This is a genomic window from Grimontia sp. AD028 (genome assembly GCF_000973155.1).
Classification (GTDB): Bacteria; Pseudomonadota; Gammaproteobacteria; order Enterobacterales; family Vibrionaceae; genus Enterovibrio; species Enterovibrio indicus.
Map to the genome: position 1 here is coordinate 1 of NZ_LASY01000061.1, position 12,632 is coordinate 12,632.

Genomic DNA, 12,632 nt, shown 5'->3' on the forward strand with positions numbered 1-12,632 from the left:
TCGAGAACCATGAACCAAACTCGCCAAATGCAAAAGCCAGCACATTAGTGCTGGCTTGATACGCCCAAACTAATGGCTATTTACCTTTGAATTGTCGAATTACTGAGTGAATGGTAGGCGACAAAAAAGCCCGCTTGTTAGCGGGCAAAAAAGGCAGTTACATTTTTATCTTCACCACATAAATCGAGTACCGACAGTGACATAGTCAGTCTCGGTGGCTATTCCAAACACCGGATTTAAATCAAATTCTGAGCGGCCAACTTCGGTATAAAGGGCAATGTGGTCGTTATAGTTGTGATAAACACCAAAAACAGTCCCCTTGGCTTTGTGACCAGCAGTCGCGTTGGTGGGATCAATCTTTGTTTCGCCGTAACTCAAACGTAGTAAGGTATCTGTAGTTACATTGACGGTAGTTTGCAGCCAATAGCCACTGCTTTCGCGCTCGCGCCCTGAATCATCGAGTGAGTCAAAGTCGAGTTGTAAAGCCGAGCCCAATCCTTCCCCTTTAAATCCGGATGCAAATAGGCTGAAGCTACCGTAGTTCAGGCTTACGCCGGCTGAATAACCGGATGCTTCCACTTTACTTCCAGAAGCGCATGTCACGCCACTGACCGTACAGTTTTCTGCAGATTGGTAAATCGTATCTGCATAAAGGAGAAAGTTGCCACCTTCAAAATCCTGACCATATGACAGGTCAGCTTCAAATCGTGGAGACGTCGTTTTTGATGCGACAGGCGTGCTTTTAACACTAGGAAGTATGGATTGAATGGTACTTGGGTCATACAGGCCAACAGAGAATTTTACTGAAGAATCTGTCGGCGAGTTATAACGAATGCCGCTGTTAAAATTCGCGTACAGGTAGCCTGAATGTAATGAACCGGCACCCAGAGCGCCACCATCGTTTGCAATATCGTAGACAAAAAAGCCCCCCGCTAGCACTGAAGCATCCGCAAGAACAGGACGGCCATTAAAAATACTGTATTGTTTACCTATGACGATTTGACCGAAATCGCCATCAAAAGTGGCATAAATTTCCCTAGGGTCGAGCGACTTTGACGCTGTAGAACCGACATTACCTAGATTTTTATAGTTGCCTTCACCAGAGTGAGGGTTAATTCTTAGCCCTAATCGGGCACTCGCTTTGATCCCTTGAGATTCAGGAACACCGAAATTAAAACCAACCATGTTTGGTGAATCACCGGAAGTAATTCTAAAGGCGTCGTTACCTTCTGCATCTCCTCTTGTTGAACTGGCGTTTAGAATAACCCAACCATCAACACCAAATGTATAACCATCCTTATCGTATACAGGAATTTCAGCCATTGCATAAGGTGAGATTAATAAAGCGATTGCCACCGGGTAGTTATGCTTTTTCACAAGACACTCCTTGTTAATGTTTTGTTTGTTGTCCATTCCTTTGTTTGCAATGGTGATGCCAATTGCCATTGCAATTTATTTTTCAATAAAAACATGGCATTACTGGCATTGTGTGAAATTTGTTTCAATTAAATTAATGCAACAAAATGTCTTTACTGCTTCACCTTAATTGCGACAGTGTGTTGCTGAATTTAAATATGAAATCATTTTATTTCTGAGGGTTTGATCTGAATAAAGACATGCTAGTGTTCTATTTTATTAAGGTTTGTTTTTTAAGAAATGAGATGATATTGAGGGGTTTTTATTTTTTTAGGTGGGTTTAAGTGCGCAATAATATTGATGAATGTTGATAAAGTAAGAGCCATCATTTATCAGATGGCTCTTATGTATTTAGATGGTTTTACTTTTCATTGACTTTGCAATGTAGTCTGCTTGTCTTATTGCAAGTGCTACGATTGTTAGGGTTGGGTTCTCTGTTGCGCTCGTCGTAAATTGACTGCCATCGGAGATGAACAAGTTGTCAATATCATGTGATTGCCCCCAAGAGTTAACAACGCCATCCCGAGATTTCTCACTCATTCGGTTGGTGCCCATGTTGTGGCTAGCAGGATATGCAGGCAAATTGCTGACTTTAATGGCACCTACTGATTCAAAAAGCTCCTTTGACTTCTGGTAGGCATGATTCCGCATTCGGGTATCGTTGATGTGATCAGCTTTATACACAACAGGCACGGGTAGGCCATGTTGGTCTTTTTCTGTCGCGTGAAGCGTTATACTGTTTTGCTCAACAGGCATATCTTCACCACAAATCCAGAAACCAGCCATCTTTTCATAATTACGTAGCGATTCTGATACCTCTCTTCCCCAGCCACTCACACCTGGGTTTAAAAAGGCCGACATGAAGGGGAGGCCAAGGTGCAAGATTTCCAACTCATAGCCCGCATAGTGGCCGCGTTTGGGATCGTTGTCTTGCCACTCTTTTACAATGCCAGGTACGACAGTACTTTTGTACATGTGAACAGGCTTTTCAAATTCCGCATAGACTCCACCCGTGGTATGCGTCATATAGTTTTTGCCTACCTGACCGGATGAGTTTGCTAATCCCTCTGGGAACATATCTGAGGCTGAGTTAAGCAGTAGGCGTGGTGATTCTATGGAGTTAGCTGCAACGGCTATGACACGGGCTTTTTGGAAATGCTTATTACCTTCCTTATCTGCGTAGAGAACTCCAGTTACTTTACCTTGTTTGTTGTGTTCAATTTTTAGAACCATGGACTCTGGGCGTACCTCGCAATGCCCAGTGGCTTCTGCTTGAGGGATCTCTGTATACATCGTTGACCATTTAGCGCCAATTTTGCAGCCTTGCATGCAAAAGCCCATCACTTGGCAGGGCGGTCTTCCCTCACGGGGTTGAGTGTTGATGGCCAATGTTGCTTGTTCGCAGTGAGCATCGATCTTTTTGGCGCCAGCTTCGACAACTTTGTAGTGACTACTTTTGCCATGGAAAGGCATGCCAGTTGATTCTGTACCACATACCCCCATTTTCTTTTCTGCTAGGACGTAATAAGGTTCAAGCTCCTTCAACGTGATGGGCCAATCAAGAACATTCGCACCTGGTATGTCGCCATTGGTCGTTTTCATTTTGAATTCGTGTTCTTGGAATCTCATGGCAACACCAGCCCAGTGCATAGTTGAACCGCCAACGCCTTTTACAATCCAAGCAGGCAGATTGGGAAAATCTTTGGCTAAACGGGATGGTGCAGTTGAAATGCGTTTGTCTAGCCAAGATATTTTTCCAAACATTCCCCACTCATCATTATCGATATCGCCGAGTGTAAAGCGTTTTCCTGCTTCTAAAACAACGGAGCGGATACCTTTTTGTGCAAGCTCATTCGCCAGTGTGCCTCCACCGGCACCGGATCCGATGATAACAACTAAACTGTCGTCATCTAGTCTGAATTTATTTGACATTACTACATCCTTTTATAATTTAGTTAAATCCAATCAATATCCTGATACCCGCGGTTTATATATCCACCTTGCTCCCATGACGAACCGCCATAACCAAACCATGGCCATAGGTCTGGGCTGTTATATAAACCCATCATCATGGTGCCTTTTATTTTTTGAAAGAAGGCTGAGTTTTCGTAGTCGCGAAGAATACTAACTCTGTCCTCCTCTTTTTTTAGGTCTATATATTTCTTATTGAATTTTTCAAAAGAAAGCCTATCTAGCTCTTCCACGCCATTAATCAATAATGACTTGAGTGATTCGTCTTTCTTAGCTTGCTCACCAATCGGTGTTAATAACCTTGTGTAATATTTGTCTTCAAGATCATCGTGAGGATATATATCTCGAGACATGGTTAACAGAGTACTACTGGTATGCATACCTATAGCACTGCTTGCCCATGCAGGAGCGGGCACTACTGCACCTCCTATCCCAAGTACAAGAGTACTAGCACCAGCGATGGCAATGGATCCTTTAGTGAGGAAGTTCCTTCGAGACAGTGCTTTGTTACCGATAGGAATGACAGAGTTTACTTTTTTCTTTTTGAAGTTGAATTTCATATGATACCTCTTTGCTTGTCATGTTTTTTCTTACTTCATTTGAAATATCTCTAGTGATGTTCTTCATTAGTCCAAAATCACTTTCAATATGGTTACTTGTTAACTCCCGTATTGAAGTTTGCTTAGTGAATTCGATGTATTTTTGGATATTGCATTTATTGTAAAATTCATTGGCAATTGACCAGAGTTCATAGGTGTTGGTTGTGCATAAAATAACCGCATGTACAAGCACGGCAATTTCATTGCAACCTTTTACCTTTTTTCGACGCTGGGCAGTGCCTACTAGCTTTTGATCATTTGAAGTAATGTTGTAATCGCCATTACAGAATGAGCCTGATAGAGCAGAGCATGTTGCATTTATGCCTAACTTCGCTAACGCATGAATGATGGGTTCACAAAGTACTTGGTAGCTTTCCGCTATGCTGAAGTTGCTTTTATCCAGTTTGAAAACCAAGGCGACGTTTATTGAGCCTGGTGACTGTGGAACAACATCTCCTCCAGTCTGACGGGTTATCACCGGCCAACCTAGTTGCGCTAAGCAAGATTGGGCATAGCTAAACTGATCGAGTTGACTTATCGAATAGGGCACAACGACAGAATTTGAGCATCTCCATATCTTTAACGCGCAATCAAGTTCATTGTTGGCCACTCTTTCAAATAAGGTCAGCTCTTGAGAAAGTCCTTGGCTAGGGGCAATGACTTCCAAAGAAACATGCTCTTCAAAAACCATATTCACACCTGCTCGATTCTTTCACATAAAGAGGAGAGAAACGCTGCAGCAGGCCCGCCATCAACAGCACGATGATCAAATGTTAAAGACAACCCAACAATTGAGCGTGTTTCGATATCTCCATCGCTATTTACGATAGGCCGTTTAACGGTTTGACCAATACCCAGGATCGCAATTTGTGGGATATTGATAATAGGCGTGAAATGCTCAACTCGACTTAACCCCAGATTGCTTATAGTGAAAGTTCCTTTGGTCATTTCAGCTATGGATAACTTTCCTTGCCTTGCCCTTTTAACCAATTCCTTTCTTGATTGATTAATCTCAATCAAAGATAGGTTTTGTCCTTCAAAGATAGTTGGTGCAACCAAGAGGTTATCTTCTAGAGCGATAGCTATACTAAGATGAATGGATTCACTCAAATAAATATTGTTCTCTTCGATGTGTCCATTCATGAAAGGGTAGTCTTTCAATACATCTATAAGGCATTTACAAAATAAGTCTTCAACAGAGACCTTGAAACCTTTCTGACTCAGAGACTCTTTGTATTGAAGTAAGTTGGTCACATCACAAGAGGCATGGTGTGTTAATTGGGCTGCTTCATCAAGGCTACGCCTCATATTAACAGCGATCATACCTCTTACCCCTCTTAAAGGGATAACTTGATCACCCATTATTAATCTCCTGATACCAACCCAATAATGTCGCCTTTATTTACGGTTTCATCGGGTTTTTTGATGATTGTTACTTGGCCTGTGGCTGGTGAAAAAATCTCATATTGAATTTTTTGTACCATTACCTCAGCGACAACTTCACCTTTTTCAATATCGCCACCGTTACTCACAAACCAGGTTGTAATAACGCCTTCCTCATCTTCTTCCCAAAGGTCATTTGCTATTTTTATTTCCATATTCATTGTTACTTGTTCTCCATTTTCCCGTAGGCGGTGACGATTTTTTCTGCGTTAGGTAGTGCCCACTGTTCCATTGGTCTTGAAAAAGGAATGGGAATATCTGGGTATGCGATTCGTTGAGGGGGAGATTTAAGTTTGATTCCACTTTCCACTACTGAAGCGATGATTTCTCCAGACATTCCGTAACTGTGATAATCTTCATCGACGACGATGAGCCGGCCGGTTTTGGATACGGAGTTGAGAACAGTCTCCCTATCTAGGGGAACAAGTGATCGTAAATCAACGACTTCTGCATTGACGCCAATTTTAGCGAGTTGCTCAGCGGCTTTTAGACCATGGTGAACACCAGACGTAATACCAACAATGGTGACATCAGTCCCTTCCTTCACTACATTGGCTTTGCCTATTTCAACAATGTATTGTTCCTCTGGAACATGAACAACAGAATCAGGCTCCGTACCTAACCATCCCATTCCTTGCAGCGCTTTATGAAACATAAACACAACGGGGTTTTGGTCTCTAATGGCGGCGAGCATGAGCCCCTTAGCATCATAAGCATTAGAGGGGGCCACCACTTTCATGCCGGGTAAATGAGCGAAGGTACCGTGTAAACACTGCGAGTGCTGGCCTGCATCACTGTAGCCGCCACCCGTAGATGTCATTAGCACCATAGGGACGGGGATATTGCCTCCCGAGAAATAGGTGTTTTTAGCCATTAAATTGTAAATAGCGTCCATACAGACACCAAAAAAATCGACAAACATAAGCTCAACGATGGGTCTCATCCCATCCGATGCAGCCCCAACTGCTGCACCAATAAAAGCGGTCTCGGAGATTGGTGTATCCCGTATGCGCTTTGAGCCGAACTCTTCATGTAAACCGCGTGTATTGCCGAATACACCTCCTAACTGACCGATATCCTCACCCATTACAAATACGCGATCATCAGTTCTCATTTCCTGAGCGACGGCCTCTGCCATTGCTCGTGCGATAGTGAGTTTTCTTTCTTTAACTTTTGTCTGACTCATCTTCCTAGTTCCTTTAAGAATGATTTCTAAACAAATACTTTCTCTAAAGCTTCTTCTGGGGCCGGATACTCGCTGTCCCGAGCAAATTGAATTGCCTCATCAACCTGAAGACGAGTTTTTTCAACTAATGCGATGTCTTCACTTTCGGTCCAGTTAAACAGTTCAGTTAACTGGGATTTCATTCTGTTAATTGGATCTTTGTTGAACAAAGCCTCTTTCTCACCATCGGGTCTATAACCTTCTGCATCTCCCATAAAATGGCCGGCAAGACGGTAAGTTTCGATCTCGATCAATGAAGGGCCGCCTCCATCGCGTGCGTTCTGAATTGCGCGACCAGCAGCGGAGAAAATGGCGTTTGGATCATTATTGGACACGTGATAACCGGGCATATCGTATGCAGCAGCACGAACGTCATTTTTTATCACTGCAGTGGAGTCAGCTTTTGAAACTGATATTCCCCAGGCGTTGTCTTCGATGACAAAGACAACAGGTAACTTCCAAATTGATGCTAGATTTAACGCTTCGTGGAAGGCTCCTTGATTGACAGCACCTTCGCCAATAAAGGAAACAGCGACACCGGGTCTACCAGAAAGCTGTCGTGAGAGTGCAGCACCTACAGCAGGGCCCATGCCTTCGGCGATAATTCCTGAGCAGGAAAAATTGACCTCGGCATCAAAGATGTGCATATGGCCGCCTCTGCCTCCACTAAGGCCGGTTTTCTTACCAAAGATTTCTGCAGCCATTTTTTTAAGATCGACCCCCTTGGATATTGCAACGTGATGAGGTCTATGTGTTGATGTGACAACATCTTGATCTGTCAAATGGGCGCACACACCAACAGCACAAGGTTCTTGGCCATTTGATAGGTGCATTTCTCCTGGAATTGGACCGTTTGCCATATTGAATGCCGGAGATTTGCCTTCCATGTATATTTTTTCAATACACTCCTCAAAGTAACGGCTGATGAGCATGTGCTCATACATCCACAATTGTTGTTCTTTATTTGGCTTCATTTTATTTCTCCATTAGTGACTATTAATATTTTTGTTTCCATCTCAGGCCTTAAATGAAACCTGCTGTTAGCAAATAGCAAGACTTAAGCCAATTTTTATATGTCTGAAATATATGGATTTCTTAAATATTCTTGGCCTGATAAATAAATATTGAGACAGGAGGATGCGACAGTGTGGCGCAACAGGTGCGACGCTATGATTCATATTAAAAATTGATTATCAATACTGAGATTATGTAATTGCTTTGTTAATGTGTTCTTGATAAATAACTCTGATTTGCTATCTAGTTAACGAGCTAAATGGATTAAGCTGAAAACAAAAGGATGGGTATATGAGAAGTTATCCAAGGCAAGCTAATGCAAGTTCTCAACGTGATTTAGTGCGCGATATTACTCCAGGTGTTTCCGATATTAAAACGTCATGGCACCGATGTGATCAGGTGCATCATCTTGATTGTTATGAACTTCCTTCTATCGATAGGGTTAGCGAATTAGAACTTAAAGAAGAGAAAGAACGCATAAACGAATATCTCATCGATGCGATGCCACTACTCGATAAACTGCGCTTAACTGCTCAAAATTCTGGTTATTGTGTACTAGTTACAAATAACAAGGGAGTAGTAGTAGAAAGGTATTTAGATTCTAACGTGGCAAAGGAACTTGGTGATGAGCGACTGGGTAATGGCTCCGTATGGTCAGAGTCTGTTGCGGGTACAAATGGGGTGGGAACGTGTTTAGAAACTGGACGTCCTATTACTGTATTTGCAGGAGACCATTTTTCTAACTCGTTTAGGCATCTCACGTGCTCTGCTGCCCCGCTAATTGGCCCGGATGGAAAGATATTCGGTGTTTTAGACGTTTCAGCATTTGCGAAAGGCAATAAACGGCTGCAAGGGTTTGCGTTGAACACAGTATGTGAAACAGCAAACAAAGTGGAAACCTTACTATTCAAAAAGAAATACTCATCTGAGTATCTGATTTTTTCTTTGTTGTCTGAGCAATCAAGAAGTTGTACTGAGAGCACTTCTCTAGTCGCAGTAAATTATGAAGGTATTGTGTGTGCGGCAACGACTTCTGCGTTATCAATATTTAATGTCAATCAAGAGCATAAAATTATTGGTTTTTCAATTAGTTCATTATTTGGGATTGAGATTAATGAGGTTTTGTCTGGAAATGTTAAACCAGTAAGGTGTCATGGCTCCCCAAGTGGTTATGGATTGTGGTTAGCTAACTTATCACCAACGGACGAGAGTAAGGCTAGAAAGACGAAAAGAAAGCCACTATCAATTGATAGTTCAAAGATAAACTCTGAGTTGATGAAGTGTGCGGGTAAAGATGAAAAGTTAGTACAAAAAGCCTCTATCTGTTTAAAAACCATTAATCGTAAAATCAACATTCTCCTGCAAGGTGAAACTGGTACGGGGAAAGAGGTGTGGGCTAAAGCAATCCATAAAAGCAGTGACAGAAAAGATAAGCCATTTATCACCCTTAACTGTGCTTCGATACCAGAGTCTCTCATTGAAAGTGAACTGTTTGGCTATACCTCAGGAACTTTCACTGGTGGATTGAAGGGTGGGAAAGTTGGGAAAATTCTGGCTAGTGATGGAGGAACTCTTTTTCTCGATGAAATAGGAGATATGCCAATAGCGCTTCAAGCCAGGTTACTGAGGGTAATCGCAGAAAGTGAGATAACCCCGTTAGGGCAAAACGAACCAGTACAAGTCAATCTTCACGTTATTTGTGCGACCCATAGAGACCTTAAAGAGCTGATCTCAAAAGGAGAGTTTAGAGAAGACCTTTACTATCGAATAAGTGGGGTGAATATAGAGTTACCTGCTTTTAGAGAACGGGGCGATAAAACAGAGATCATCAATTCACTGGTGGAAAAGATACAAATAAGTGATGGCTTTACGCAAAAATTTGCGTTGAGTCAACCAGTGATAAGAAGGCTATGTGATTATCATTGGCCGGGTAACATACGTCAGCTAAAAAGTGCTCTTCAATATGCGATGTGCGTGTGTGAAGGCAGTGAAATTGACATAGCTGACCTCCCCGAAGAGTTATTACTCCAACAAGAAGCTAAAAATTCCATATTACCTCCTGAGTTATCACCTAGTGTGGGATGCTCAAATTTGTCCTCAAGAGAGCTCTCCGAAGCTAATAAAATAATAGAAACTTTGACAGAAAATAGATGGATTGTTACGCGTGCGGCTAGAGCATTAAATATAAGTCGTTCAACATTACATCGAAAATTAAAAAAGTATAACCTCTTGGTTGACGAGTAGCGTGATAGAAATGAATAGCCTGATAACTTACAGCTAGGTTGTGTTTTCTAGTCTATCATGCACTCTTTGTATACATTGTTGAATTATATGACGTGCTGCTATTAGTACGTTATATAAATTCCCAATAAAATCACTTGAAATATAGTTAAAAAATCAAATTTTTATTATCCTGCATATTCATTCTTATTATTATTTTCACGCCAATTTAACTCTAGTAAGGTCTGCTATAATGTAAATGTTATTTTTAAATGTGCTTACCTGAAGAATAACCGCATTCAAAAAAACACTAGATGCCTTATTTTAATCGTAAAGAAGTTTTTGATACGCCGTGTAGCAATGCGTGAGACACTGTGTGTCAATTCGTCTTGAGAAATATGTATGACTCATCCTTAATATGCTTATTAAAGTATATACATTTCAGTATAACGTCTTGTTTTTCGTGATAAAAACAACTCTAAATGTAGAGTGAGGAAGTGGCACTGAGTTTGGCATACTTATTGCCGTTTAATATTTTGACTTAGGTCAATATATGCCATTTATTTTGAAAGGATACATTGATATGAAAACTAAACGGATAACTAAACATTCATTCTCTTTTATTGGTGTGCTATTAGCATTGATTATGTCTATTCCTAGCCAAGCGGCTATTCCGGGTATGCGAGGCTCTCAACACCTCGGTTTTACCGTACCTAATGCGCAGGAAGCCGTGGACTTTTTCGTCGATATTATTGGCTGTGAGGCTTTTTACACTATCGGTCCTTTTGGCCCTTTCGATGATGATTGGATGACAGAGAATCTGAACGTACATAAAAAAGCTGTTATCGATATTGCACACCTTGTCCGTTGTGGTAACGGAGTTTCACTTGAGATTTTTGAATACACTTCGCCAGACCAGAAATCCGCAGGTCCAAAAAATAGCGATATTGGTGGCCACCATCTCGCCTTTTACGTGGACGATATGGATGCTGCGGTCGCCTATCTGGAGAGCAAGGGTGTAAAAATTCTTGCGAAACCCCACACGTTTACTGATACAGGTATGGAGGGGTTAACGTGGGTTTATTTTATGGCGCCTTGGGGGATGCAATTGGAAATTGTTAGTTACCCATATGGCCAGGGTTACGAGAAAACAACAAAAAGCAGAATGTGGGATCCTCGTTACTAATTAACCATTTATACAAAGCAGAGGTGATAATATCCCTCTGCTTTTTAAGGAAGGCCTATATGACAGCGATAGTACATAAAGGATTATATCTCACCTATAAATTTATAATTTCTGCCACCTTGATTCTGTTCTTTATGAATGCTCAAAATGCCTATGCTCACTTCACACATTTTGAACCTCGAGTTATTCATATTTCTGAGAAACAAGACGGTTTACAGATTCTATTAAGAATGCCGCTTCCTTTACTAATGTTAGATAAAAATTGGAGAGGTATGGACTCCCTTCAGAGTGTCCCCTTTACGTATCGGAGACAAACAGAAGAGGGTACGCAATACATTGTGGATGGAAGCGCAATAAAACAGCAATTTCCTGCGTTTAGTCAGTTGGTGACGGATAATTATGCACTCAAGCATGCTAGTCGACCAACGAATGCACTGAAAGTCACTCATGTTCACATCTTCAACAGTGACCGACGGAAACCATTTAGTTCGCTTCAGCTCGCAGAACAATCTTTCACTAGCGGTGACGTTGTGGTGGACGCGGATGTGAGCAACTTGTTCGAAAGTAGCATCGATATTCGTTTGTTTGTTCCCGCCGCAACCCTTGATGACAGCTATACGATAGATAGCGACTTGGGAACTCATCTAAACGCCATTGAAAAATTAGCGAATATCTTACAAGTACACTCTCTAGAAGGGACATCCAGCACGTACAGTTCAATCGGCGCATTGCATCTTCAATTTGAGCCTGAACGTGGACCCGTCGAAGCATTCATCTATCACCTGCGTAATGGTGTGCTGCATATTTTGATTGGCCTCGATCATGTGCTATTTGTACTTCTAATTGCACTTGCATCAACGAGTTGGATACAGACTCTGAAGCGTGCCACAGCATTTACTTTCGGACATTCTATCACTCTCGCGATGGGTCTTTATGGACTGGTACCGGTTGGTGGCTGGTTTATACCCGCTATAGAGATTTTGATAGCGCTCACAATTCTCTATGCGGCGATTGCGGTGTTATTAAAACGTCAAGAAGTCTTTGGTTACTTGGCAATCTACTTTGTTGGGCTTATTCATGGATTCGGCTTTTCTTTTGTTCTTAACGAATTAGTCGGCGAGGCTGGTGGATTAAGCATTTTGGATCTTTTTGCGTTCAACCTTGGAATCGAGCTAGGACAGTTGGTTATCTACGGGATATTTGCTGTTATGCTGCTCTTCAAGCGATGGGTCGGCCCGCTTCAACGATTGCAGTTTCCTAGGTGGGTGTCCTTGACTGCGATTCTTGTGTCTATATTTTGGGTTTCAGAGCGTAGTCTCTTGCTATTGGCGGAAGTAAAGTATCTGTAGACGGCCAGTGTTCGGTTTAGAAGGGACCGAGGATTTTAAAAAATACTCTATTACGTCCCTGATGGGCCGGTCAAAACACCTGCTTCTTCATTACAGTCTTTCAGCCAACTTGTCCTCTAAATTCGAGCACCTTAAAGTTGTTTGAGTAATTAGTTTCCTCAGATCTAAGAATGCACCGCACTCTCAGAGCAATGAGGTCGTGGAACGAA

The 12,632-nt window shown here is 41.9% G+C and carries 11 protein-coding genes; 3 read left to right on the top strand and 8 right to left on the bottom strand.

The window, feature by feature from the left end; genetic code table 11:
* Positions 1–171: 171 nt before the first annotated feature.
* From RN22_RS13885 to RN22_RS13920, 8 genes are all read right to left on the bottom strand, one after another.
* Positions 172–1,446: a porin gene (locus RN22_RS13885; RefSeq protein ID WP_046305191.1), complete on the bottom strand. Its 1,275-nt coding sequence runs from the start codon at positions 1,444–1,446 to the stop codon at positions 172–174.
* 321 nt (positions 1,447–1,767) lie between these two features.
* A complete protein-coding gene (locus RN22_RS13890; RefSeq protein ID WP_046305193.1) occupies positions 1,768–3,348 on the bottom strand; it encodes a GMC family oxidoreductase in 1,581 nt (526 codons plus the stop codon).
* 23 nt (positions 3,349–3,371) lie between these two features.
* Positions 3,372–3,947, bottom strand: a complete 576-nt coding sequence (locus RN22_RS13895; protein WP_046305196.1) for a twin-arginine translocation pathway signal — start codon at positions 3,945–3,947, stop codon at positions 3,372–3,374.
* Entirely contained in the window at positions 3,895–4,677 is a 783-nt protein-coding gene (locus RN22_RS24515; RefSeq protein WP_052737542.1) for a lipoate--protein ligase family protein, read from the bottom strand. The genes RN22_RS13895 and RN22_RS24515 overlap by 53 nt, the downstream gene beginning before the upstream one ends.
* 2 nt (positions 4,678–4,679) lie before the next feature.
* Positions 4,680–5,348, bottom strand: coding sequence for a 2-oxo acid dehydrogenase subunit E2 (locus RN22_RS13905; RefSeq protein ID WP_046305198.1), 669 nt, complete (start codon positions 5,346–5,348; stop codon positions 4,680–4,682).
* Between the two features lie 2 nt (positions 5,349–5,350).
* A complete protein-coding gene (locus RN22_RS13910; RefSeq protein WP_046305201.1) occupies positions 5,351–5,590 on the bottom strand; it encodes a biotin/lipoyl-containing protein in 240 nt (79 codons plus the stop codon).
* Between the two features lie 2 nt (positions 5,591–5,592).
* Positions 5,593–6,615 (bottom strand): alpha-ketoacid dehydrogenase subunit beta, encoded by a 1,023-nt coding sequence (locus RN22_RS13915; protein ID WP_082111414.1) that lies wholly within the window; start codon positions 6,613–6,615, stop codon positions 5,593–5,595.
* A gap of 26 nt (positions 6,616–6,641) precedes the next feature.
* Positions 6,642–7,628, bottom strand: a complete 987-nt coding sequence (locus RN22_RS13920) for a thiamine pyrophosphate-dependent dehydrogenase E1 component subunit alpha (RefSeq protein WP_046305204.1) — start codon at positions 7,626–7,628, stop codon at positions 6,642–6,644.
* A gap of 331 nt (positions 7,629–7,959) precedes the next feature.
* Here RN22_RS13920 and RN22_RS13925 point away from each other — a divergent pair, with 331 nt between their 5' ends.
* The 3 genes from RN22_RS13925 (at position 7,960) to RN22_RS24520 (ending at position 12,423) form a co-directional block, all read left to right on the top strand.
* On the top strand, positions 7,960–9,912 hold the full coding sequence (locus RN22_RS13925) for a sigma-54-dependent Fis family transcriptional regulator (RefSeq protein ID WP_052737543.1): 1,953 nt from the start codon (positions 7,960–7,962) through the stop codon (positions 9,910–9,912).
* A gap of 559 nt (positions 9,913–10,471) precedes the next feature.
* A complete protein-coding gene (locus RN22_RS13930; protein ID WP_156168209.1) occupies positions 10,472–11,074 on the top strand; it encodes a VOC family protein in 603 nt (200 codons plus the stop codon).
* A gap of 59 nt (positions 11,075–11,133) precedes the next feature.
* Positions 11,134–12,423, top strand: coding sequence for a HupE/UreJ family protein (locus RN22_RS24520; RefSeq protein WP_052737544.1), 1,290 nt, complete (start codon positions 11,134–11,136; stop codon positions 12,421–12,423).
* The last annotated feature ends 209 nt before the right edge of the window (positions 12,424–12,632 follow it).

Excerpts from the sequence above, each read along its gene's own strand:
- RN22_RS13895 (WP_046305196.1), bottom strand. The coding sequence starts at position 3,947 with ATGAAATTCAACTTCAAAAAGAAAAAAGTAAACTCTGTCATTCCTATC.
- RN22_RS13915 (WP_082111414.1), bottom strand. The coding sequence starts at position 6,615 with ATGAGTCAGACAAAAGTTAAAGAAAGAAAACTCACTATCGCACGAGCA.
- RN22_RS24515 (WP_052737542.1), bottom strand. The coding sequence starts at position 4,677 with ATGGTTTTTGAAGAGCATGTTTCTTTGGAAGTCATTGCCCCTAGCCAA.
- RN22_RS13920 (WP_046305204.1), bottom strand. The coding sequence starts at position 7,628 with ATGAAGCCAAATAAAGAACAACAATTGTGGATGTATGAGCACATGCTC.
- RN22_RS13890 (WP_046305193.1), bottom strand. The coding sequence starts at position 3,348 with ATGTCAAATAAATTCAGACTAGATGACGACAGTTTAGTTGTTATCATC.
- RN22_RS13930 (WP_156168209.1), top strand. The coding sequence starts at position 10,472 with ATGAAAACTAAACGGATAACTAAACATTCATTCTCTTTTATTGGTGTG.
- RN22_RS13905 (WP_046305198.1), bottom strand. The coding sequence starts at position 5,348 with ATGGGTGATCAAGTTATCCCTTTAAGAGGGGTAAGAGGTATGATCGCT.
- RN22_RS13910 (WP_046305201.1), bottom strand. The coding sequence starts at position 5,590 with ATGAATATGGAAATAAAAATAGCAAATGACCTTTGGGAAGAAGATGAG.
- RN22_RS24520 (WP_052737544.1), top strand. The coding sequence starts at position 11,134 with ATGACAGCGATAGTACATAAAGGATTATATCTCACCTATAAATTTATA.
- RN22_RS13925 (WP_052737543.1), top strand. The coding sequence starts at position 7,960 with ATGAGAAGTTATCCAAGGCAAGCTAATGCAAGTTCTCAACGTGATTTA.
- RN22_RS13885 (WP_046305191.1), bottom strand. The coding sequence starts at position 1,446 with ATGGCAATTGGCATCACCATTGCAAACAAAGGAATGGACAACAAACAA.